Here is a 21,595-nt window from a genome sequence, read left to right as displayed (position 1 = left end):
GATTGCATCGCTGTTACGTTCCTGCACAAGCCCGACGGCCCAGCCAGTCAGGTCGGCACGGGACGGCCATTATGCGCGTCCCCCACCCATCCCGGGACCCCCACCCCCTCCAAGGAGTTCTCATGCGGCGTGGCATCGCGGCCTCTGCCCTCGTTGCGGCCCTCGCGGTCTCTCTCGCGGCTTGCGGCAGCAGCGGCTCCAGTTCGTCCACCGCGGGCAACGGCCCGGTCACCATCACCTACTGGGACACCTCGAACGCCACCAACGAGGCGCCGACCTACATGGACCTGGCGAAGAAGTTCGAGGCAGCCAACCCGAACATCAAGGTGAACTTCGTCAACGTGCCGTTCGACTCGGCGCAGAACAAGCTGCAGACGGCCATGGGCAGCAAGGGCGCCCCGGACGTGTTCCGATCCGAGGTCGGCTGGACCGCCGCCTTCGCCAAGGCCGGCTACCTGACCCCGCTGGACGGCACCCCGGCGCTCGCCGACTCCGCGGCCTTCCAGCCCAGCCTGCTCAAGCAGGCCAGCTACCAGGGCAAGACCTACGGCGTGCCGCTGGTCACCGACACCCTGGGCCTGCTCTACAACAAGGCGCTCTTCGCCAAGGCCGGCATCACCGCCGCCCCCACCACCTGGGACGAGCTGAAGGCCGACGCCGCCACGCTCAAGGACAAGACCGGCGTGGACGGCTTCGAGATGCGGGCCGGCGACGGCTACTACGCGATGCCGCTGCTCTTCGGCGAGGGCACCGACATGGTGAACACCGCGGCGAAGAAGATCACCATCAACTCGCCGCAGGCCGCCGCGGCCGTCGAGACCTACAAGTCCCTGTTCACGGCGCCCGGCACCGTGAAGGCCGACCTGACCTCGGACGGCTACGCGCACATGATGGACGCCTTCACCACCGGCAAGGTCGCCGCCATCATCAACGGCCCGTGGGAGATCACCAACATCTACCAGGGCTCCGCGTTCACCGACAAGACGAACCTCGGCATCGCCGCCGTGCCGGCCGGCTCGGCCGGCAAGCCCGGCGCCCCGACCGGCGGTCACAACATCGCCGTCTACGCCGGTTCGGACGCCGCCCACCAGGCCGCCTCCGAGAAGTTCGCCGCCTTCATGACGTCGGCCACCAGCCAGACCGAGATCGCGCAGAAGAACTCGACGCTGCCCACCCGCTCCGACGCCTACACCCCCGCGCTGACCGCCGACCCGGGCATCGCCGGCTTCCAGGCGATCCTGCCGGTCGCCCAGCCGCGCCCCGAACTGCCGGAGTACAGCTCGCTGTTCGCCTCGATCGGGACCAACCTCGGCAAGATCCTGCAGAACCAGGAGAGCACCCAGGCCGGCCTGGACTCCACCGCGGCCGACTACACCAAGCTCCTGCCGGGCTTCGGCAAGTAGCAACCGCCCCGGCCGCCCGGCCCGCCGTTCGCACGGCGGGCCGGGCGGCCACCGGCACAGCAAGCACGTTGCACAGCAAGCACGTTCGCCGTAGCGAGGCTGCGGACCTCTGGAAAAGGTGTGTCTCAGATGGCAGTCGCCGTACCGGGCGCAGCCCGCAAGGGCGGCCGTGACCGCGAACCGCGTCCCGGCCTCGTGGAGCGCCTCAAGCTCTCGTACAGCAGGCACTGGTACGCCTACGCGATGGCCGCGCCGGTCGTCATCGTGCTCGGCGTGCTGGTGGCCTACCCGCTCGGCCGCGGTGTCTACCTGACGCTGACCGACGCCAACAGCCTCAACGTCGGCCACACGGTGGGCGTCAACCACATCCCCGACACCTTCAAGTTCGTCGGCCTGCAGAACTACGCCGACGTGCTCTGGGGACAGGGCAGTTACGACCGCTTCTGGTCGCACTTCGTGTGGACCATCCTGTGGACGGTCATCTGTGTCACCCTGACCTACGGCTCGGGCCTGGGCCTCGCCCTGCTGATGAACCAACAGCTGCGCGGGCGCACCGCCTACCGGCTGCTGCTGATCCTGCCGTGGGCCGTGCCGACCTTCGTCACCGTCTTCTCCTGGCGCCTGATGCTGGCCGACGGGGGCATGGTCAACACCCTGCTCGGCGCCCTGCACCTGCCGCAGCCCAGCTGGCTGGAGGACCCGCTGGCCCAGAAGGCCGCGGCGATCCTGGTCAACACCTGGTGCGGCGTGCCGTTCATGATGGTCTCGCTGCTCGGCGGCCTGCAGTCGATCCCCGCCGAGCTGTACGAGGCGGCCGAGATGGACGGCGCCAGCAGCTGGCAGCGCTTCCGCTACGTCACGCTGCCGGGGCTGCGCGCGGTCAGCAGCACGGTGATCCTGCTCGGTGTGATCTGGACCTTCAACCAGTTCGTCATCATCTTCCTGCTGTTCGGCAACAACGCCCCGGACGTGCAGATCCTGGTGACCTGGGCCTACCAGCTGGGCTTCGGCCAACAGCCGCGCGACTACGCGCAGTCGGCGAGCTACGGGATCATCCTGCTCTCCATCCTGATCGTCTTCACGACCTTCTACCAGCGCTGGCTCAAGCGCAACGACCAGGGCGTCGTCTGATGGCCCCGGCGGACACCGACCTCGAAGGCCGCGAACGCAGCGAAGGAAGGCCCCCGTTGAGCACCACCACCGACATCCCCACCAAGGCCGCCACGGCCGCCGCGGCCACCGCCAAGCCTGCCGTCCGGGTGCGCCCGCGCGGCAAGAGCAGCAGGACCGCCGCCGCGCTCTCGCACGGTGTCCTGATCGCGGCCGCCCTGGTCGCGGTGTTCCCGGTGCTCTACCTCTTCTTCATCGCGCTCGGCCCGGACAAGACCGACTACCTGCACCCGGGCGGGATCCTCGGCAAGGCCACCTTCGCCAACTTCGGCAAGGTGCTGAGCCAGACCGACTTCCTCACCTGGTTCGGCAACTCGCTGATCGTGGCCGGCGGCACCACCGTCTTCGGCGTCCTGATCGCGGCCACCACCGGCTACGCGGTCTCCCGGATGCGCTTTCCGGGGCTGCGCCCGCTGATGTGGTCGCTGCTGGTCACCCAGATGTTCCCGATCGCCGTGCTGATCGTGCCGATGTACTACACGATGGCCAACCTCGGTCTGCTGGACACCTACAGCGGCCTGATCCTGGTCTACGCGAGCACCGCCGTGCCGTACTGCGCCTGGCTGCTCAAGGGCTACTTCGACACCATCCCGGTGGAGATCGACGAGGCCGGCCGGGTCGACGGGCTCACCCCGTTCGGCACCTTCTGGCGGCTGATCCTGCCGCTGGCCCGCCCGGGCCTGGCGGTCGCCGCGTTCTACACCTTCCTGACCGCCTGGGCCGAGGTGCCGTTCGCCTCCACCTTCATGCTCAGCTCCGACAAGTACACCCTCGCGGTGGGCCTGACCACCTTCGTCAGCCAGTACGAGAGCCAGTGGAACCTGATGGCCGCCACCTCCGTACTGATCGCGATCCCGGTCTCCGCGGTCTTCTACCTGGTACAGAAGCACCTCGTCACCGGGCTGACCGCAGGCGCCGCGAAGTCGTGATCCGTATTCCCTGACGCCTCGTCAGTCCCGCCCAGTACTCTGCCTGTTGCCGCGCACCGCCGCACCGCTTCGGCGGCCGGTGCGACACCTAGTCCCCAAGGGATCCCGTCCATGACCCAGAACCTGGCCGACACCTCCCGGCCTGCCGCCGCTGCCCCGCTCCCGCCGCCACCCCCGGCACCGCGGCGGCGAACTCCGGTGAGCCGAGAGGCTGGTGGCGGGACGCGGTCATCTACCAGGTGTACCCGCGCAGCTTCGCCGACTCCAACGGCGACGGGATGGGCGACCTGCCGGGCGTGCGCAGCCGGCTGCCCTACCTGCGCGAACTGGGCGTGGACGCCGTCTGGCTCTCGCCGTTCTACGCCTCCCCGCAGGCCGACGCCGGCTACGACGTGGCCGACTACCGCGCGGTGGACCCGATGTTCGGCACCCTGCTGGACGCAGACGCGCTGATCCGCGACGCCCACGCGCTGGGCCTGCGGATCATCGTGGACCTGGTCCCCAACCACTCCTCCGACCAGCACGAGTGGTTCCAGCGCGCGCTGCGCGAGGGCCCGGGCTCGGCGCTGCGCGACCGCTACCACTTCCGTCCCGGCCAGGGCGCGGACGGCGAACTCCCGCCCAACGACTGGGAGTCCATCTTCGGCGGACCGGCCTGGACCCGCACCACCGACCCGGACGGCACCCCCGGCGACTGGTACCTGCACCTGTTCGCCCCCGAGCAGCCCGACTTCGACTGGGACCACCCGGCGGTCGGCGACGAGTTCCGCTCGATCCTGCGCTTCTGGCTGGACATGGGCGTGGACGGCTTCCGGATCGACGTCGCGCACGGCCTGGTGAAGGCCCCCGGCCTGCCCGACCTCGGCAGCCACGACCAGCTCAAGCTGCTCGGCAACGACGTGATGCCGTTCTTCGACCAGGACGGCGTGCACGAGATCTACCGCACCTGGCGCACGATCCTGGACGAGTACCCGGGCGAGCGGATCGCGGTCGCCGAGGCGTGGACCCCCACGGTGGAGCGCACCGCCAACTACGTGCGCCCCGACGAGCTGCACCAGGCCTTCAACTTCCAGTACCTGGGCACCTCCTGGGACGCCACCGAGCTGCGCGCGGTGATCGACAGCTCACTGGCGGCGATGCGCCCGGTGGACGCGCCGGCCACCTGGGTGCTCTCCAACCACGACGTCACCCGGCACGCCACCCGCTTCGCCAACCCGCCCGGCGGCACCCAGATCCGCGACCGCGGCGACCGCGAACTCGGCCTGCGCCGGGCCCGCGCCGCCACCCTGCTGATGCTCGCGCTGCCCGGCTCCGCCTACCTCTACCAGGGCGAGGAGCTCGGCCTGCCGGACGTCACCGACCTGCCCGACCAGGTCCGCCAGGACCCCTCGTTCTTCCGCGCCAGCGGCCAGGACGGCTTCCGGGACGGCTGCCGGGTCCCGCTGCCGTGGTCCGGCACGCAGGCCCCGTACGGCTTCGGCCCGACCGAGGGCGGCCCCAGCTGGCTGCCGCAGCCGGCCGAGTGGGCGCAGCTCAGCGTCGAGGTCCAGACCGGCGACCCGACCTCCACCCTGGAGCTCTACCGCAGCGCCCTGACGCTTCGCCGCGAGCACCCCGCGCTCGGCGCGGGCACCGCGGTGACCTGGCTGGACGCCCCCGCCGACGTGCTGGTGTTCCGCCGCGACTCGGCGGACGGCTCGCTGCTGTGCACCGTCAACACCGGTGCGGAGCCGGTCCGGATGCCGGCCCCGGGCCGCATCCTGCTGGCCTCCACCGAGGCCGTAGCGGTGGACGGCGAGACGGTTCTGGCAGCGAACAGCACCATCTGGTGGGCGGTCTGACATGGTTGCAATAGGCTCTGGGATCGTGACTACGGCGCGACTTTCGGACATCGCGGCGCAGGCGGGGGTCAGTGAGGCCACCGTTTCCCGCGTCCTCAACGGCAAGGCAGGCGTCTCCGCGACCATGCGGCAGACCGTCCTTGCGGCGCTCGACGTGCTCGGTTACGAGCGGCCGACCCGCCTGCGCCAGCGCAGCGCCGGCCTGATCGGGCTGATCACCCCGGAGCTGAGCAACCCGATCTTCCCCGCGCTGGCCCAGGTGATCGAGCAGGTGCTCAGCCGGCACGGCTACACGCCGGTGCTCTGCACCCAGACACCGGGCGGATCCACCGAGGACGAACTGGTGGAGATGCTGGTCGAACGGGGGGTGGCTGGCATCGTCTTCGTCTCGGGCCTGCACGCGGACTCCACCGCCGACCACGACCGGTACGCCAAGCTGACCGGGCGGCAGGTGCCGTTCGTGCTGATCAACGGCTACAGCGAGCGGATCGCCGCGCCGTTCATCTCCCCGGACGACCGCGCCGCGATGTGGATGGCCGTCCAGCACCTGGCGGAACTCGGCCACGAGCAGATCGGCCTGGCGGTCGGCCAGCGCCGCTACGTCCCCGTGCTGCGCAAGATCGAGGGCTTCACGGCCGCGATGCGGGCGGTTCTCGGCAAGACGGCCGAGGAGGCCGAGGCGCTCGTGCACCACACGCTGTTCAGCGTGGAGGGCGGCCACTCGGCGGCCGGCGCGCTGCTCGACCGGGGCTGCACGGCGATCGTCTGCGGCAGCGACATGATGGCGCTCGGCGCGATCCGCGCGGTGCGCCAGCGCGGGCTGAGCGTGCCGGGGGACGTCTCGGTGGTCGGCTTCGACGACTCGCCGCTGATCGCCTTCACGGAGCCGCCGCTCACCACCATCCGCCAGCCGGTCGAGGCGATGGCCACCGCCGCCGTGGACGCCCTGCTGGAGGAGGTCGGCGGCAACCCCGCCCAGCGCGCCGAGTTCATGTTCCAGCCGGAGCTGGTGATGCGCGGCTCGACGGGTGCCAACACGCACCGCGCCGGGTAGCCGGGCTGCCCGCGCGGGCTAACGCCGGGGGGCGTGCGGCCTGTCGCGGTGTCAGCATCGGGTCATGAGCGCAGGTCACCAGGGGGATGTGCACAGCGGACAGCGGCCGCCGACCGGCCCGGTCCGGGCGGTCTGAGGCATGGGCGGCGGCTGGTACCAGCACGAGATCGTGGACCCCGGCAAGCAGCCGCTGCTGGTCCTGCTGGCGGGCTTCCTGGGTGCCTTCTTCTTCATCCGGCTCAGCGTCCGGATGATCCGCGCCGAGGTCTCCTGGTGGCCCGGCAATGTGTCGCCGGGCGGGCTGCACATCCATCACGTGGTGTTCGGCATCGTCTTCATGGTCGTCGCGGGGGTGGGCCTCGCCTCGCCGAGCGGCGGGCACCGGCCCTGGGAGGAGATCTGCGCGGGGCTCTTCGGGATCGGCACGGCGTTGGTGCTCGACGAGTTCGCGCTGGTCCTGCACCTGCGGGACGTCTACTGGTCCGAGGAGGGCCGGCTCTCGGTGGACGCCGTGGTGCTCGGCGCGGCCGTGATCGGGCTCCTGCTGCTGGGGGCCGTGCCGTTCGGCGTCGACCAGAGCTCGACCGCCGACGAGCCGGCGTCGGCCTGGACATACGCGTCGCTGGTGCTGGTCAACGGCGGTTTCGCGTTGGTCGCGCTGACCAAGGGGAAGACCTTCACCGGGCTGCTGGGCATCCTCGTGACGCCCGTCGCCGTGGTCGGCGCGCTCCGGCTGGCCCGGCCCGGCTCGCCGTGGGCGCGGGCGCGCTACCCGCAGGGAGGCCGCAAGGAGGCCCGGGCGGTGGCTCGTGCCGAACGCGAGGGCTGGCGCCGGCGGCTGCGTGAGCGGGTCTACGACGCGGTGGCGGGCAAGCCCTCGAAGCCGTGACGAGGGCTCACCCGGCCACCGGGCACGACGGACGGCCCGCCTTCCCCTGGAGCAGGGGGAGGCGGGCCGTAGCCGTGTCAGCGGGAGGTTCAGACCCGGCCGGCGAAGTCCGGGGCCCAGTTGGCGATGGTCTCCATGTGGACACCGACGCTCGGGTTGGCGGCCTCGACGTACGAGCCGTTGCCGACGTAGATGCCGACGTGGTAGACGCCCGAGTCGGCGCCGTTGTTCGACCAGAAGAGCAGGTCGCCGGGCTGCAGGTTGTCCAGCGACACGTGGGTGCTGGCGGCGGCCTGGTCGGCGGCCACGCGCGGGATCGAGATCCCGGCCTGGGCCAGCGCGGCCTGGGTCAGGCCGGAGCAGTCCCAGCCACCGTTGCCGGTGCCGCCGTAGATGTACGCCTGGCCGACCTTGGACTCGGCGAACGCGACCGCGGCGGCCATGCTGCCGGTGGCCGGCGCCGGGGTGGCGGGCTTGGCGGTGGTCTTGGCGGCCGGAGCAGCCGGGGCGGCCTGGGTGGTGCTGCCCGACTTGCCCGAGTTGTCCGAACCGTTCCAGTTGCCGCCCCAGTTGCCGTGGTGGTCCGCGGCCGGGGTGGCGGTGGCGCCGCCGAGCGAGAGGTGCTGGCCCGGGTAGATGGTGTCCGGACCGTGGGTCAGCACCGACTTGTTGAGGTCGTAGAGGTGCTGCCAGCCGCCCTGCACGTTGTGGCTCTGCGCGATGCTGGAGAGCCAGTCACCGGCGGCCACGGTGTAGCTGCTGTCGCCCGCCGGGGCGGCGTCCTGGGAGGCGCTGTGCTGCCAGCCGGAGTGCTGCGACGCGCTGCTCTGGCCGGAGGCGGCCGGGGCGGAGGTCGTCGGCGCGGCCGGGGCGGCCGGAGCGGGGGTGGACGGGGTGGCCGCCGCGGAGGAGGTGTTGACGGCCGCGGGGGCGCCACCGGCGGTCAGGCCGGCCTGGACGGAGCAGACCGGCCAGGCGCCGGGGCCCTGGGAGGCGAGCACCTTCTCGGCGACGGCGATCTGCTGGTCCTCGGTGGCCTGGTTGGCCTGCGGGGCGTACTGGGTGCCACCGAAGGCGGCCCAGGTGGAGGCGCTGAACTGGAGGCCGCCGTAGTAGCCGTTGCCGGTGTTGATGCTCCAGTCGCCGCTGCTCTCGCACTGGGCGACCTTCTCCCAGGTGGAGACGGGGGCGGCGGAGGCGGTGGTGGCGGTGATGCACGGGAGGCTGAGGCCGAGTCCGACAAGGCCCGTCGCGGCGATGACGCGGCGGGTGCGGGTCGAGCGGTTCGTACCAGTGATGGGCAGCATGAAGTCGCGTTCCTCTCCTACGCCTACGAGGTGAGCTGTCGGATTCGGGCTGGAGTTGCCCGGCCGTGCTGAGCACGGCTTCACCCCTAGCTCCGGGTCGTCGGTCCGAGGACCGGCCCGGGGCGGCTTACCTGGTTCCCCCGCTCCTGCCGTGGTGCGTGCTTGCGTGCCAGTGGTCCGGTGGCAGGATTCGGCGTCCGGATTGCTGGGTCCGTGTGACCACGAACGGGAGCACGTTAGACAGACTTAAGTTGAAACCGCAAACACCTGTGACGCCGGTCACAGGGCCCCCGCGGGCCCCTCGTGCCACAAGGGGGAGATCAACTGATGGGCCGTCTGCGCAAAGGGTCGTTCGGGTCCGTCCTATGGTGAACAACCGGGCGTTCGGGCAACGGAATTGGTTGTCTCTCAGGTCCTGGGTCAGCTGACGTCGTATCCGGCTCGGGGTGCCCGCACCCGGGGTGGCGACCGTGCCCGCCGGGTCGACCGTGGCCGGTTCGTGACCTTCGCGCGGGACCAAGGGCTCCCCGCCCGGGCCCGACCGCCGGGCGGTCTGACGCTCCGCCGGGGCCCGAGAAGGGCGATTTGTCCCTCTTGTCTCCCGGCTGGCTCCCGGCGTTGCTTCCCGCTCGCTGCCGCTCGCACAGGACATGACTGTGGGCCGGTCGTCCGCTCGGCGGCTGACCGGCCCACAGGTCCCACGGGTCGTGAGGGTGGTGGTGCTGTGCTGCTCTACTGCTCGGGGTGCTCCGCCTGCTCGGGCTGCTCGGCCTCGGCCGCCGTGCCCACGGTGGCGAGGTAGCCGGCGGCCACCAGCTGACCGATGGTCGGGTAGCCGCCCAGCGCCTCGGCGCTCGGGCAGCCGGTCTCCTCGCCGGCCGCGCGCAGCAGCTCGGCGTCCACCTCGGGGCCGATCACCAGCGGCGCCAGCGCCGGGCGCTGCGAGCCGGTGGCCCGCAGGTGCTCGACCGCGGCCAGCACCGCGCCGGGGACGTCCAGGGCGGCCGCCACCACGGGCACCGCCAGGCGCGCCGCCAGCAGGACGCCGGTGATCTCGGCGGCCGCCGCAGCCTCCTCGCCGCCGGCGGTGGTCAGCACCACGCCGTCGGCCGAGGTGGCGATGGCGAACAGCCGGGCGCGGTCGGCGCGGGCGAGGCCGGCCTCGGAGAGCCGTACGTGCACCGCCTCCGCGAGCAGCGGGTGCGGGCCGAGCACGTCGGTCACCGTCGCGCCGCTCTCGGCGGCCAGCTTGTGCAGGGCCGTCAGGCAGTCGTGCGGACCGGTCAGCAGCGGCACGAGCACCGGTGCGGGCAGTCCCGCCTCGACGGCGGCGGCGATGAGGTCGGCCACGCTCGGCAGCGAGCGCTCGGTGGACGGCAGGCCGAAGCTCACGAAGCCGCTCAGGGCGTTGGCCTCGGCGAGGTCCTCCTCCGTCAGGGCCTCGGTGGTGCTCTCGGTCTCAGGCTCGGCGACGGTCAGCAGACCGGCGGCCACGCTGATGCCCGGCTGCTCGCCGCGGATCACCGAGAGGATCTCCTCCACCACGGCGAACGCCTCGGGCGTCGTCGCCGCGGGAACGGCGAGCACCAGCCCGGGCGCGCCGGTCGGCACCCCCGGCCGCTCGGGCCGACGGTGGCGCCCCCTCGCACGGGAGCCTGGAGTGCGGACGGGCAGTGGTGCGCCCGGGGTGGCAGCAGTGCTCATGGCGAGATCGTAGGACATGGGATTGACGTTTCCGCAGTCGGCTGGCACTACGAGGGCGTCGACTGCCTTCACGTGCCGGACAAATGAGACATTTGGCATGAAATCCCCCGGCAAGCTTGGAAGATGTGACGGTGCGTGAGCAATTCACTGCAGTGTTGATCATTCGACCGTCGGTCCGGCCGTGCTCCGTTCGCATGCCGCACTCTTCGCGATCAACGCCCGGTCACCAGTGGTTGCCTGAATGGTTCTCATATGTCCACTTACGCACCGTCAAGCGAACCCGGGGCGCCAACGATTGTCACGTCCCGTACAACCGCGTGCACGAGCAAAATCGCATGCCGATGCACGTGCACTGGAGTTATCATCACGACAAGTGAGGCATCAGCCCTGCCCGCACGAGCCGGAAGGCGGCCGGCGGTCGGAGCGGGCGGGCGCCGAGCGGTACGAGCACTCCAGGCTCTTGGGAGATTTCTATGCACCACACGTACAACGGCATGGCGGCTGCGGACCTCGATGGCGTGGTCTGGCAGAAGAGCCAGTACAGCAACTCGAAGGGGAACTGCGTCGAGCTCGCGGCTCTCCCGAGCGGCGAGGTCGCCATGCGCAACTCCCGCTTCCCGGACAGCCCCGCACTGATCTACACGCGCGCCGAGATAGCGGCGTTGCTGCTCGGTGTGAAGGACGGGGAGTTCGACCACCTGGTCGGCTGAGCGTGCCGGCGGATGACGCGCCGTCGTGGGGGAAAGTGCCGCGACGGCGTTCGGCGTTGCCGGGTCCCGGCCGTCAGGCGCTGGCCGTGACCGCGGGCGGCGTCGTGCGGGCCGGTGGGGGCTGCTGAGGCAGTCAGGGCCGCAGGGGCCGCGGGGGACGTCCGGGAAACAAAAGAACGCCGCGCACGGGCGCGGCGTTCGATGCACGGCTGGGCGCCTAGGCCGACCGACGGTGGCGTCCGGGCGACGCGGGGTCGGTGGAGCGTTCCAGGTCGACGGCTGACGCCTCGTCGGCCTCGAAGAGCGCCCAGACCACCTTCCCGGCCCCGGCCAGCGGGTGCCAGCCCCACGAGCGGCTGAAGGAGTCCACCAGGTGCAGCCCCCGGCCGGACTCGGCCACGAAGTCGGCCTCCCGGGTCACCGGGCCGTCGCTGCTGGGATCGCTCACCGCGCAGACGAGTTGGGGTGAGCGGTGCACCAGGCTGATCCGGATCGGCAGCCGGCTGTCGAGGCTCTGCGCGGGCCCCGGCTGGGCCGGCAGCGCGAGCCGGGACGAGCCGGTGCAGCTGCGCAGTTCGGCCGCGGTCGGTTCACCGATGGCGTGCCGCAGCGCGTTGGTCACCAACTCCGAAGCCACCAGGGCCACATCGTCGAACAGGTCGCCGAGTCCCCATTGCAGCAGGGTGGTTCGGGCGAAGTCGCGGGCTGTTCTGACGGCCTCGTAGCGAGGCGCGAGCGTACAGGTGACGACGTCGGGATCGACCGCCAAGGCCGTACCGGTGCCCATGAAGAGCTCCTCCCATAAGGGGGCGGACACGGCTGGACCCGGCGGGGTCATGCCGGTCACCTCCGACTCGCTCGGCCGCTTCGCCGTCGCCTCGATCCGGTCACGATCGCCGCACCACGATCCGGACACGCGGGAACGCGCCCGGCAGGTGTGCGGAGTCGCGCGTGGGGTCGACGGCGAAGCCCGCGGAATGTCTCAGGGGTTGTGCAGGTGCACGTGCACCATCGTGCTCTGCGCTCACGGCAGATGCAAGAGTCGATTCACGTGCAGTCGCACTATTGGCATATGCAGAAGCCGGATGCACGTGCATCTGGCCGTGCTGATGGACGTGCCGATGCAGAATTGATAGATCCATCTGCCACTACAGGCACTGTGAGCGCCCAGTTGATGGCAGACTGTGCGCTGTTTTCCCGAGGCGGAGGTTTCGACGGCATGACCACAGTTCAGCCCGGCGGCGGCTCGATGGTGCGCCGGATCCTCCTGGGCTCCCAGCTGCGCAGACTGCGCGAGAGCCGCAGCATCACCCGCGAGGACGCCGGCTATGCCATCCGTGCCTCGGAGTCGAAGATCAGTCGCATGGAGCTCGGCCGCGTCAGCTTCAAGGAGCGCGACGTCGCCGATCTGCTCAGCCTGTACGGCGTCGAGGACGGCGGGGAGCGCGAGTCGCTGCTCGGCCTGGTCCGCGAGGCCAACAAGTCCGGGTGGTGGCACAGCTTCAACGACGTGCTGCCGGGCTGGTTCCAGACCTACGTGGGGCTGGAGGAGGCCGCGGCGCTGATCCGTACTTACGAGGTGCAGTTCATTCCCGGTCTGCTGCAGGCCGAGGAGTACGCCCGCGCGGTGTTCGGGCAGAGCCGCCCGGTGCTGAGCGAGGAGGAGGTCGACCGGATGGTCGGCCTGCGACTGCGCCGCCAGCGGCTGCTGACGGATGGTCAGGGACCGCGGCTGTGGGCCGTGATCGACGAGGCGGCGCTGCGCCGGCCGGTCGGCGGACCCAAGGTGATGCGCAGTCAGTTGCAGTATCTGATCGATGTCGCCGAGCAGCCCAACGTGGTGATCCAGGTGATGCCGTTCCGCTTCGGCGCGCACGCGGGGGAGAGCGGTGCCTTCAGTATCCTGCGCTTCCCCGAGCAGGATCTCGCCGACGTCGTCTACCTGGAGCAGCTGACCAGCGCGCTCTACCTGGACAAGCGCGACGACGTGGACGCCTACGTCCAGGTCATGGAGCGGCTCTGCGTGGACAGCCTCACCCCGGAGCGCACTGTCGACCTGCTCGCCTCGATCCTCGCCGAGAGCTGACGCCCCGGCCCCGACTGCGGGGTCAGGGCCAGGACTTCAGCTGCGGTCGGGACGGCGCCTGCGGCTGCGGCGGGGTCCCCAGCTCCCAGGGGAGCCCGTAGCGGGCGAACAGGTCGGCCCGGACCGGCGGCAGCGCCGTCTGCGCCCCCGGCAGCAGCACGCCGATGCAGCCGCCCATCAACGCGCTGCGCAGCAGGGCGTGTTCGGCGGCGGGATCGGCCACGCCCCAGCCCGCCAGGACGTCCTGGAGGATCGCGCCGAGCCGCTGCTGCTCCGGGTCCTGCACGAAGCCGCCGCCGTCGGGGTCCAGGATCAGCGCGAGGTGCGAGCGCATCACCCGCGGATGGTCCAGTGCCAGGTTCAGCACGGTGTCGATCACGCAGGCCAGCCGCTCGCGGGCGGCGGCGTCCGGGGCCAGCCGGTCCAGCTCCTCGGTGAGCCGCAGGTGCATCAGCCGGTGGGTGGCCGCCTGCATCAGCAGTCGTTTGCCGTCGAAGTAGTACGAGACGAGGCCGCGGGCGAGTCCGGCCTCCTCGGCGATGTCCGCGAGGGTCGTGGCGGCGTATCCGCGCCGGTCCACGAGGTCCACGGTGGCCCGCATGATGCGTACACGTGAGCGGCGGCGCATCTCCTCGTTGACCGAATCCCCGCGAGGTGCCATCGTGTCAGCTCCGTACGTTCGTTGGCTTCGGGCCAATATACGTCTCGACCCGGGCTGTCGACGTTACGCGCCCGGGGCGGGGCCATGCGCCGGCGCGGTACGGAGCCGGCAGCGGCCTCACCAGCCGGGGGGAGTGGTGAGGCCGGCGCCTGCCGGGCAGCGCAGGGGGCTGCCCGGCAGGCGCCGGAGGGGGGTGAGAGGGTCGGGGGCAGGTCAGACCCGTTCCGCCGCCGCGTCCAGCTGGGCGGCGGCCGCCCGGCTGTAGTCGTAGTCCGGCACGGGGGTGGCCGGGGCGGCCGCGGCCCGGCGGCGGTCCAGAACGGCGCCCACCGCCGTGACGCTCACCCCGATCAGCGCGACGCCGGTGACCAGCAGCAGCGCCGGGCGGTAGCCGGCCAGTTGGGCCTGCGGGCTGGTCCCGCCGTGGCTGCCGGCGGTGATGACGGCGGTGGCGGCGGCCAGCACCAGCGCGCTGCCCACCTGGAACGCGGTGTTGACCAGTCCCGAGGCCAGCCCCTGCTCGTCGTCGGCCACCCCGTCGGTGGCCGCGATGTTCGCGGACGGGAAGGCCAGCGCGAACCCGATGCCGAGCAGCAGCATGCTGGGCAGCACCAGGACGAGGAACGAGCTGTGCGCGTCCATCCGCAGGAAGAGCGCGTAGCCCAGCAGCAGCGCCAGCGACCCGGCGGGGAGCAGCCTGCTGGTGCCGAAGCGGTCGACGATGGCGCCCATCCTGGGCGCGGAGAGCGCGACCAGCGCGCCGGTCGGCAGGAAGGCGAAGGCCATCTCCAGGGCCGACCAGCCGAGCAGCCGCTGCAGGTAGAGGGTGGCGATGAACTGGAATCCGGCGTAGCTGCCCATGATCGTGAGGCCGGCCACGTTGGCCCGGGCCACACTGCCGTTGCGGAAGATCCCGAGCCGCACCAGCGGGTGCGCGGTGCGGGTCTCGATCAGCAGGAAGGCGGCGCCCAGCACGGCCACCACGACCAGCGAGCCGATGGTTCGCAGGCTCGCCCAGCCGGCGCTCTGCGCCTCGGTGACGGTGAACACCAGCAGCAGGAGCGCACCGGTGCCGGTGATCGCCCCGGCCACGTCGTAGCCACCGCTGCCGCCGCGCTCGGCGGCCTTGGGGCGGGGGATCAGCCGGATCGCGAACACCAGCGCGATCAGCGCGACCGGGACCGGGCTGAGGAAGGTCCAGCGCCAGCCGGCCGAGGTGAGGAGACCGCTGAGCACCAGGCCGAGCGAGAAGCCGCTGGCGCCGCAGGTGGTGTAGATCGACAGGGCCCGGTTGCGCGCGGGGCCCTCGGCGAACGTGGTGGTGATGATGGAGAGCCCGGCCGGCGCGGTGAAGGCGGCGCTGACGCCCTTGAGGAAGCGGGCCGCGATCAGCAGTCCGCCGTTGTCGACCAGCCCGCCGAGCAGCGAGGCCGCGGCGAAGACGCCGAGGGCGACCAGGAAGACCCGGCGGCGGCCCAGCAGGTCCGCCGCGCGTCCGCCGAGCAGCAACAGCCCGCCGTAGCCGAGCACGTAGCCGCTGACGACCCACTGCAGGGTGGAGGTGGAGAGCTTGAGGCTGGTGCCGATGGAGGGCAGCGCGACGCCGACCATCGAGACGTCCAGCGCGTCGAGGAAGAGCGCGGTGCAGAGAACGATGAGGGTGCCCCAGAGCCGTGGGCTCCAGCGCTCCGCAGTGGACGGTTCGTCAGCAGGTCGCTGGGTGGGCTTGGTTGGTCCGTCGAGTGGCGCTGTGGTCATGGGCAGAGATTACATGCACGTGCACTCAATGCAAGTAACTATAATGTGAACACATATAGTTCCCATGCATGTGCTAGGGTGGGCGCGTGTCTACACCCGACCCGGCCGAGATGGCCTCTCTGGTCTCCGAGTGGCGCGACCTGTTGGCCCGCCACGCGGCCACCACCTGTGCGCTGGACCGGGAGCTGGGCGAGCGGCACGGTCTCGGCATGAGCGAGTTCGAGGTGCTGGAGCGCCTCGTCGAGTCACCGTGCGAGGACGGCACGAGCCTGCGCGTCCAGGAGCTCTCCGGGATGGTGCACCTCAGCCAGAGCGCGCTCTCCCGGCTGATCGGCAGGCTGGAGAAGGCCGGGCTGGTCGAGCGGGTGATGTGCGAGCAGGACCGGCGCGGCATCTACGTCTCGCTGTCGCAGGCCGGGCGGGAGCGCTACGAGGCCGCCCGCCCGACCCACCGGGCCGTCCTGGCAAGGATCCTGACGGCCGGTCAGCCGGCCTGAGACGCCGCCCGCGCGCTCCAGGGCGGCGCCGGCCGGCTCAGCGGGCCAGCGCGCCCAGCCCGGGCGCCACAGCGAGCAGGACGACCGCGGCCGGCGCCGCCAGCCCGATCATCGTCAGGCGCAGCCGCCGGGAGACCGTCAGCCGTGGCTCACCGGCCAGCAGGCGGTCCACCCGGCGCGGGGCCTGGGCCAGCTGCCCGGGGCAGGAGAGCTCGAACACCCCACGTTCGGAGTTGAGTTCGACCATCGCCAGGGCAGTGGTCAGCCGCCCGTGCCGGCGGGCGGCCCGGTCGTCCGCCGCCAGCTCCACCAACTCGCCGACCTGGTCCCGGAAGGCGCTGAACACCCCGACACCGGGGAAGCCGGCCGCCAGCGCCTGGGCGCACTGCGAGAGCCAGTGGTGGCGGGCCCGGACGTGGCCGCGCTCGTGGCTCAGCACGGCCGCCAACTCGCGGTCCGACAACCGGCGCAGCGCGCCGGTGGTGACCACCAGGCGGGCGCCCGGTCCCGGCAACGACCAGGCCTCCGGCCGCCGGTTCTCCAGCACGACCAGCCGCTCGCGCTCGCCGGGCGGTGCGCCGATGCCGGCCGGCAGCTCCGGCGCGCGGTGCGCCAGCTCGGCGTGCCGGTGGTCGCGCAGCGCCCGTGCCGAGCGGATCTCCCGGGTCAGCGAGAGCGCCGTGCGCAGCCCGCCCAGCGCCAGCAGGGCCGCGCACAGGCGCCCCCAGCTCTCGCCCCCGGCGAACCCGTAGGCGGCCTCCACGCCGTGCGGCGCCCCCGCGAAGAACAGCGTGCGCACCTCCGGCAGCGCCGCCGTGACGGCCAGCAGCAGGCCGAGCACGCAGCAGAGCAGGACGGCCACCACCAGGCACTGCCAGACCAGGAGAGCGAGGACCGGTTCTCGCTCGGCCCAGCGGGCACGGGCCAGCACGGTGGGTCCGACGGTGGAGAGCAGCACACCGAGCAGCAGCAGGCCGAGCAGGGCCGTCATGGCAGGGGCTCCCCCGGGGAGAGAAGGCGCAACTAACGCTGGGCTCAACCTAGGCGCTGCGCGAGCGCCGTGGAACCCGCTTCGCCGCCGCAGTGACCAACGCCACGCGCAGGGCCCGAGAAGAGGCGCGGCGGGCCCGCTCAGAGGGTCAGCAACATGGCGAACATCCCGACGCCCATCGCGAGTCGGCAGGCCCGGGGGAGGCCGTTCGCGCCCAGTAGCGACCCGCCCGCCCCGCCGGCCTGATGGGCGGTCACGGTGAACAGGCGGCTGCCCGTCCACAGCGCGTAGCCACCGAAGTAGAGCAGTAGCAGACCGGTCACCGCCGGCAGGCCGGCCGCCCCGCCCATCGGCATCGCCATGGCGGGGTGCGGGTGCTGACCACTGCCCATCGCCAGCGTCATGTAGACCATGGCCAGCGCGCCGACCGCGTGGTGCAGCCGGTGCGCCAGCAGCCGGGCCGTTCCGCTGCCGGCCGCGGCCAGCAGGGAGACGGCGGCCAGCAGGCCGAAGGCCCAGGCCCAGAGCGGCGGCGGCAGATGGTCGCCGGCCGCGATCATCACGGCCATGCCCAGGCCCATCGCGGCCTCCGCCGCGTCCGACCCGCGCCCCGGCCCGTGCTCACCCGCGTCCCGCCCCCCGCCTCCGCCCGCCGGCGCCGCACGCATCCGGAGCAGGCAGAGCCCGCCGGTGACGGCCGCCACCACCGCCAGCAGCCAGCTGAGAACGGCTGGTCCGTACATCGGCCCCCCTCTTCGCCGCCGGGTACGGGGATACCGACCACGATCACCGCTCGGCGCTGCGACCAGCAGGGCGCGTACGGGGGCGTACGGAGGTGCGCCGACCGGCACGGCGGCCGGCGCACGCCTGGCGAGGGCCCGGAGGGCCGGGTTCACTCGGAGAGGGAGGCGAACTGTCGCCCACCGCAAGGCTTCCGGGTGGACACCACGCTGCGTACAGATTTTCTCACAGAACACGACTTGAACAGGAGAACCTTTCGTCCTTATCGTGTCCTTGATTCAGTTACTCCTGTGAAAGTAGGTCTCCTGTGCAGAATCTTTCGCCGAGGATCGCTGGGGAGACCGACCTCCCGGCGTCCTTCTCCGCCGACCACCCCGCCTGGCAGCGACTGAAGCAGGCCGTCGAGGCGCTGCGCCCGCTGCAGTCCAAGGACGGCTCGATCGACCTCGCCGCCGTCCAGCGGCACGCGGTCGACCCGCTGGTCGCCACCGTCCTGGAGTCCGTGCGCGAGCTCGCGCCGCACTTCCCGCACGACGCGGCCTACCTGGAGGCGGTCCAGGCGGACCTGCGCAAGTGGGCCGACACCGGGTACCGCGAGCCCGACTTCCTCGACTCGCTGATGGCCTTCCAGCCCGCGGCCGAGAGAGTCGACGGCCTGGACCACCTCGTGGTCTTCCCGATGTACACGCAGAACGGCAACCCGGACCGCAACCTGGAGGCCGTCCTGCTGAGCGTGGTCTGGCCGGACTGGCTGGCCGAGCTGGAGCGCACCCGCTTCGACAACCCGATGTTCGTCCCGATCACCTTCACGGACTTCACGGCCGGCTACGACACCAACTCCGCTGTGCTCTTCCCCGAGACCGTCGCCGTCCGCAAGGCCCCCGAGCGCTTCACCTGGGGCGGCATCTTCTGCGACCGCGAGGCCGCCCGCTTCCGCGCCGTCACCACCTCCGCCGTCGGCATACTCGGCCTGGAGATCCCGGCCGACGCCGCCGAGCTCATCGCGGACCAGCAGCGCTCGCAGCAGACCTTCGTCCTGTGGGACCTGGTCCACGACCGCACCCACAGCCACGGCGACCTGCCGTTCGACCCCTTCATGATCAAGCAGCGCAGCCCGTTCTGGATGTACGGACTGGAGGAGCTGCGCTGCGACCTGACCGCCTTCAAGGAGGCCGTCCGCCTGGAGGCCGAGGGCTACCCGCAGGGCCGCGACGTCCAGTACGCGATCCTCTTCGACCGGATGTTCCGCTTCCCCGTCTCCGGCGGCCGGGTGCGCAACTACGACGGCCTCGGCGGCCAGCTGCTCTTCGCCTACCTGCACAAGCACGACGCGCTGCGCTGGCGCGACAACCGCCTGAGCATCGACTGGGACCGCGTCGCCGACGTGACCAACGCGCTCTGCGGCGAGATCGAGGCGCTCTACCGCGCCGGCATCGACCGGCCCAAGACCGCGCACTGGATCGCCGCATACGAGTTGGTCTCCCAGTACCTGACCCCGCACCCGGCCTCCACCTGGGCGAAGGGTCCGTCCGCCCTCCCGCTGGACACGGCCGACGGCAAGGCGCTCAACAAGGCCCTGTGCGACGCCGTGCTGCCGGACGAGTTCCCGCTGAGCATGTTCTTCGAGGCCCTCTCCAAGAAGCTGAGCGGCGTCATCGCCGCCACCACGGGCATCACCGGCGCCGGCATCCAGGAGATCGCAGCATGAGCACGCTCGACAACAAGGTCATCGCGGTCGCCGGTGCCAGCGGCCCGGCCGGTCAGGCCACGCTGCGCCGCCTCGCGGCCGACGGCGCGACCGTGATCGGTGCCGACATCGACCAGCGCCGCCTGGACGCGGCGATCGCCGCCGTCCGGGTGGGCGTGCCCGGCGCGAAGATCAGCGGACAGGTCATCGACCTGCTCGACCCGCAGGAGGTGCACGACTGGGCGGACCACCTGGAGGCCGAGCACGGCCGGGTCGACGGCCTGTTCCACCTGGTCGGCGGCTGGCGTGGCGCCAAGTCCTTCCACGAGTCGCGGATCGACGACTGGGACTTCCTGCACGACACCGTGGTCCGCACGCTCCAGCACACCTCGCTCGCCTTCCAGCCCGCCCTGCTGCGCAGCGAGGCCGGCCGGTTCGCGATGATCTCCGCCTCGGCCGCCCACAAGCCCACCTCCGGCGGCGCCGCCTACGCGGCCGCCAAGGCCGCCACCGAGGCCTGGACCCTGGCGATGGCCAACTCCTTCGTGAAGGAGACCACCCAGGCGGACGGCGTCCCGACCGCGGCTGCTGTCATCCTGGTGATCAAGGCTCTGCTCAGCCCCGAGATGCGGGCCGAGAAGCCGGAGGCCAAGTTCACGGGCTACACCGCGACCGCCGACCTGGCCGACACCCTGGCGGACCTCTGGTCCCGCCCCGCCGCAGAACTGAACGGACAGCACCAGTGGCTGACAGCCCGATGACCCACCCCACGGACGCGCAGCGGCGGCACGACCCCGCCGTGCGCGGGTTCGCCAGCGACAACTACGCCGGCGTCCACCCGGAGATCCTCGCCGCGATAGCCCTCGCCAACGACGGCCACCAGGTCGCGTACGGCGAGGACCAGTACACCGAGCACCTGCAGAGCGTCTTCCGCACCCACTTCGGCCCGCAGGCCGAGGCCTACCCGGTCTTCAACGGGACAGGCGCCAACGTGGTCTCGCTCCAGGCCCTGCTGCCGCGCTGGGGCGCGGTCATCGCGGCCGGCAGCGCGCACATCAACGTGGACGAGTGCGGAGCGCCGGAGAAGATCGCCGGCATCAAGCTTCTGACCATCCCCACCGAGGACGGCAAGCTCAGCCCCGAGCTGATCGACCAGCAGGCCTGGGGCTGGGGCGACGAGCACCGCGCGCAGCCGCTGGCGGTCTCCATCACCCAGAGCACCGAGCTCGGCACCCTCTACACGCCGGAGGAGGTCAGGGCCATCTGCGAGCACGCGCACGAGCGCGGCATGCTCGTCCACATGGACGGCTCGCGCCTGGCCAACGCCGCCGCGTCGCTGGGCCGGCCGTTCCGCGAGTTCACCACCGACGCCGGGGTGGACGTGCTCTCCTTCGGCGGCACCAAGAACGGCCTGCTGTTCGGTGAGGTCGTGGTGGTGCTCAACCCGGAGAAGGTCCGGAACATCAAGTACCTGCGCAAGATGTCGATGCAGCTCGCGTCGAAGATGCGCTTCGTCTCGGTGCAGTTCGAGGCCCTGCTCACGGGTGACCTCTGGCTGCGCAACGCCGGCCACGCCAACGCGATGGCCACCCGCCTCGCCGAGGCGGTGCGCGGGATCGACGGCGTGACGATCGTCCGGCCCGTCCAGGCCAACGCCGTCTTCGCGCTCCTCCCGCGCGAGGTCAGCGAGCGGCTGCAGAAGCGGTACCGCTTCTACTTCTGGGACGAGCACACCGGAGAGGTCCGCTGGATGGCGGCCTTCGACACCACGGAGGCCGACATCGACGCCTTCGCGGCGGCCATCGTGGAGGAGATGGGGCGCACGGCCTGAGGGTCGTTGTACCTGTCCTGACATGCCGATCGTCCCTTCCCGGGTGTCCGGGGAGGGACGATTTGCTTGTGGCGGGCGGATCCCCGTACAGTTCCGGAGTCGCACCGAGAGGGGCGGCAAAGTGAGTCAGGAAAGCGAAACTCCGGTAAAACGGAGTGAAACAAATCTGATAAGCTGATCGAAGAACGAACGAAGCGCCCGGAGATACTGCGAAAGCAGTTCGAAGGAAGTGTCCGTTCCTTGAGAACTCAACAGCGTGCCAAAAGTCAACGCCAGATATGTTGACATCCCCGGCCTCGGTCTTTGATCGGGGTTGGAGATTCCTTTTGAAGTAAG

General features: G+C 71.3%; 19 protein-coding genes, 1 pseudogene and 1 riboswitch. Of the genes and pseudogenes, 12 read left to right on the top strand and 8 right to left on the bottom strand.

Annotated features, from left to right (window positions below):
* The first annotated feature begins 122 nt into the window (after positions 1–122).
* The 6 genes and pseudogenes from BS80_RS30555 to BS80_RS30530 all read left to right on the top strand — a co-directional run bounded on the left by BS80_RS30555 (position 123) and on the right by BS80_RS30530 (position 7,286).
* Positions 123–1,403 (top strand): extracellular solute-binding protein, encoded by a 1,281-nt coding sequence (locus tag BS80_RS30555; protein ID WP_035804406.1) that lies wholly within the window; start codon positions 123–125, stop codon positions 1,401–1,403.
* Between the two features lie 129 nt (positions 1,404–1,532).
* Positions 1,533–2,534, top strand: a complete 1,002-nt coding sequence (locus tag BS80_RS30550; RefSeq protein WP_035804404.1) for a carbohydrate ABC transporter permease — start codon at positions 1,533–1,535, stop codon at positions 2,532–2,534.
* A gap of 56 nt (positions 2,535–2,590) precedes the next feature.
* Positions 2,591–3,502, top strand: coding sequence for a sugar ABC transporter permease (locus BS80_RS30545; RefSeq protein WP_035804402.1), 912 nt, complete (start codon positions 2,591–2,593; stop codon positions 3,500–3,502).
* A gap of 203 nt (positions 3,503–3,705) precedes the next feature.
* A pseudogene (locus tag BS80_RS30540) lies at positions 3,706–5,343 on the top strand (glycoside hydrolase family 13 protein); the annotation flags it as partial.
* Between the two features lies 1 nt (position 5,344).
* Positions 5,345–6,397 carry a LacI family DNA-binding transcriptional regulator gene (locus tag BS80_RS30535; RefSeq protein WP_035804400.1) on the top strand — a complete coding sequence of 351 codons (1,053 nt, stop codon included), beginning with the start codon at positions 5,345–5,347 and terminating at the stop codon, positions 6,395–6,397.
* 139 nt (positions 6,398–6,536) lie between these two features.
* Positions 6,537–7,286, top strand: coding sequence for a hypothetical protein (locus tag BS80_RS30530; protein ID WP_035804398.1), 750 nt, complete (start codon positions 6,537–6,539; stop codon positions 7,284–7,286).
* Between the two features lie 89 nt (positions 7,287–7,375).
* Here the strand turns inward: BS80_RS30530 and BS80_RS43675 are convergent, their stop codons facing one another.
* Entirely contained in the window at positions 7,376–8,593 is a 1,218-nt protein-coding gene (locus BS80_RS43675; RefSeq protein WP_063772117.1) for a transglycosylase family protein, read from the bottom strand.
* Positions 8,594–8,600: 7 nt separating this feature from the next.
* A riboswitch (cyclic di-AMP (ydaO/yuaA leader) is annotated at positions 8,601–8,799 on the bottom strand.
* 526 nt (positions 8,800–9,325) lie between these two features.
* On the bottom strand, positions 9,326–10,297 hold the full coding sequence (locus BS80_RS30520; protein WP_198045670.1) for a hypothetical protein: 972 nt from the start codon (positions 10,295–10,297) through the stop codon (positions 9,326–9,328).
* Positions 10,298–10,770: 473 nt separating this feature from the next.
* Between BS80_RS30520 and BS80_RS30515 the strand changes: the two genes are divergently transcribed.
* The gene (locus BS80_RS30515) at positions 10,771–11,007 is read left to right on the top strand and encodes a DUF397 domain-containing protein (protein ID WP_035804396.1); all 237 of its coding nucleotides are present in this window, start codon (positions 10,771–10,773) and stop codon (positions 11,005–11,007) included.
* Between the two features lie 217 nt (positions 11,008–11,224).
* Here the strand turns inward: BS80_RS30515 and BS80_RS30510 are convergent, their stop codons facing one another.
* Entirely contained in the window at positions 11,225–11,794 is a 570-nt protein-coding gene (locus BS80_RS30510) for an ATP-binding protein (RefSeq protein ID WP_051967434.1), read from the bottom strand.
* Between the two features lie 432 nt (positions 11,795–12,226).
* Here BS80_RS30510 and BS80_RS30505 point away from each other — a divergent pair, with 432 nt between their 5' ends.
* On the top strand, positions 12,227–13,093 hold the full coding sequence (locus tag BS80_RS30505; RefSeq protein WP_035804394.1) for a helix-turn-helix domain-containing protein: 867 nt from the start codon (positions 12,227–12,229) through the stop codon (positions 13,091–13,093).
* Between the two features lie 22 nt (positions 13,094–13,115).
* On the opposite strand, the gene BS80_RS30500 is transcribed toward BS80_RS30505, so the two are convergent.
* Both BS80_RS30500 and BS80_RS30495 read right to left on the bottom strand, forming a co-directional pair.
* Positions 13,116–13,754 carry a TetR/AcrR family transcriptional regulator gene (locus BS80_RS30500; RefSeq protein ID WP_035804393.1) on the bottom strand — a complete coding sequence of 213 codons (639 nt, stop codon included), beginning with the start codon at positions 13,752–13,754 and terminating at the stop codon, positions 13,116–13,118.
* A 213-nt stretch (positions 13,755–13,967) separates the two neighbouring features.
* Positions 13,968–15,512, bottom strand: coding sequence for an MFS transporter (locus BS80_RS30495; protein ID WP_051967433.1), 1,545 nt, complete (start codon positions 15,510–15,512; stop codon positions 13,968–13,970).
* A gap of 110 nt (positions 15,513–15,622) precedes the next feature.
* Here BS80_RS30495 and BS80_RS30490 point away from each other — a divergent pair, with 110 nt between their 5' ends.
* The gene (locus BS80_RS30490; RefSeq protein WP_035804391.1) at positions 15,623–16,009 is read left to right on the top strand and encodes a MarR family winged helix-turn-helix transcriptional regulator; all 387 of its coding nucleotides are present in this window, start codon (positions 15,623–15,625) and stop codon (positions 16,007–16,009) included.
* A 37-nt stretch (positions 16,010–16,046) separates the two neighbouring features.
* On the opposite strand, the gene BS80_RS30485 is transcribed toward BS80_RS30490, so the two are convergent.
* Together BS80_RS30485 and BS80_RS30480 are read right to left on the bottom strand one after the other, a co-directional pair.
* Complete coding sequence (locus BS80_RS30485) at positions 16,047–17,000, bottom strand: M56 family metallopeptidase (protein WP_035804389.1); 954 nt, start codon at positions 16,998–17,000, stop codon at positions 16,047–16,049.
* A 140-nt stretch (positions 17,001–17,140) separates the two neighbouring features.
* Positions 17,141–17,743 (bottom strand): DUF5134 domain-containing protein, encoded by a 603-nt coding sequence (locus BS80_RS30480; protein WP_035804387.1) that lies wholly within the window; start codon positions 17,741–17,743, stop codon positions 17,141–17,143.
* A 305-nt stretch (positions 17,744–18,048) separates the two neighbouring features.
* Here BS80_RS30480 and BS80_RS30475 point away from each other — a divergent pair, with 305 nt between their 5' ends.
* From BS80_RS30475 to BS80_RS30465, 3 genes are read left to right on the top strand one after another with little or no spacing between them, the layout of a single operon-like run.
* Complete coding sequence (locus BS80_RS30475) at positions 18,049–19,449, top strand: DUF6421 family protein (protein WP_035804385.1); 1,401 nt, start codon at positions 18,049–18,051, stop codon at positions 19,447–19,449.
* Positions 19,446–20,189 (top strand): SDR family NAD(P)-dependent oxidoreductase, encoded by a 744-nt coding sequence (locus BS80_RS30470; RefSeq protein ID WP_035804384.1) that lies wholly within the window; start codon positions 19,446–19,448, stop codon positions 20,187–20,189. Before BS80_RS30475 ends, BS80_RS30470 begins: the two co-directional genes overlap by 4 nt.
* Complete coding sequence (locus BS80_RS30465; RefSeq protein ID WP_035806275.1) at positions 20,186–21,259, top strand: threonine aldolase family protein; 1,074 nt, start codon at positions 20,186–20,188, stop codon at positions 21,257–21,259. Before BS80_RS30470 ends, BS80_RS30465 begins: the two co-directional genes overlap by 4 nt.
* 126 nt (positions 21,260–21,385) lie before the next feature.
* On the opposite strand, the gene BS80_RS43210 is transcribed toward BS80_RS30465, so the two are convergent.
* Positions 21,386–21,595: hypothetical protein (locus BS80_RS43210; RefSeq protein WP_232246718.1), on the bottom strand; the 210-nt coding region annotated here is incomplete at its 5' end.

The organism is Kitasatospora mediocidica KCTC 9733, assembly GCF_000744225.1.
Taxonomy (GTDB): Bacteria; Actinomycetota; Actinomycetes; order Streptomycetales; family Streptomycetaceae; genus Kitasatospora; species Kitasatospora mediocidica.
The sequence above is the reverse complement of the archived record's forward strand: the minus strand, read 5'-3'. Positions and strand labels throughout refer to the sequence as shown.

Coding starts and splice junctions, on each gene's coding strand:
- BS80_RS30555 (WP_035804406.1), top strand. CDS start 123: ATGCGGCGTGGCATCGCGGCCTCTGCCCTCGTTGCGGCCCTCGCGGTC.
- BS80_RS30550 (WP_035804404.1), top strand. CDS start 1,533: ATGGCAGTCGCCGTACCGGGCGCAGCCCGCAAGGGCGGCCGTGACCGC.
- BS80_RS30535 (WP_035804400.1), top strand. CDS start 5,345: ATGGTTGCAATAGGCTCTGGGATCGTGACTACGGCGCGACTTTCGGAC.
- BS80_RS30530 (WP_035804398.1), top strand. CDS start 6,537: ATGGGCGGCGGCTGGTACCAGCACGAGATCGTGGACCCCGGCAAGCAG.
- BS80_RS43675 (WP_063772117.1), bottom strand. CDS start 8,593: ATGCTGCCCATCACTGGTACGAACCGCTCGACCCGCACCCGCCGCGTC.
- BS80_RS30520 (WP_198045670.1), bottom strand. CDS start 10,297: ATGAGCACTGCTGCCACCCCGGGCGCACCACTGCCCGTCCGCACTCCA.
- BS80_RS30515 (WP_035804396.1), top strand. CDS start 10,771: ATGCACCACACGTACAACGGCATGGCGGCTGCGGACCTCGATGGCGTG.
- BS80_RS30510 (WP_051967434.1), bottom strand. CDS start 11,794: ATGGGCACCGGTACGGCCTTGGCGGTCGATCCCGACGTCGTCACCTGT.
- BS80_RS30505 (WP_035804394.1), top strand. CDS start 12,227: ATGACCACAGTTCAGCCCGGCGGCGGCTCGATGGTGCGCCGGATCCTC.
- BS80_RS30500 (WP_035804393.1), bottom strand. CDS start 13,754: ATGGCACCTCGCGGGGATTCGGTCAACGAGGAGATGCGCCGCCGCTCA.
- BS80_RS30495 (WP_051967433.1), bottom strand. CDS start 15,512: ATGACCACAGCGCCACTCGACGGACCAACCAAGCCCACCCAGCGACCT.
- BS80_RS30490 (WP_035804391.1), top strand. CDS start 15,623: ATGGCCTCTCTGGTCTCCGAGTGGCGCGACCTGTTGGCCCGCCACGCG.
- BS80_RS30485 (WP_035804389.1), bottom strand. CDS start 17,000: ATGACGGCCCTGCTCGGCCTGCTGCTGCTCGGTGTGCTGCTCTCCACC.
- BS80_RS30480 (WP_035804387.1), bottom strand. CDS start 17,743: ATGTACGGACCAGCCGTTCTCAGCTGGCTGCTGGCGGTGGTGGCGGCC.
- BS80_RS30470 (WP_035804384.1), top strand. CDS start 19,446: ATGAGCACGCTCGACAACAAGGTCATCGCGGTCGCCGGTGCCAGCGGC.
- BS80_RS30465 (WP_035806275.1), top strand. CDS start 20,186: ATGACCCACCCCACGGACGCGCAGCGGCGGCACGACCCCGCCGTGCGC.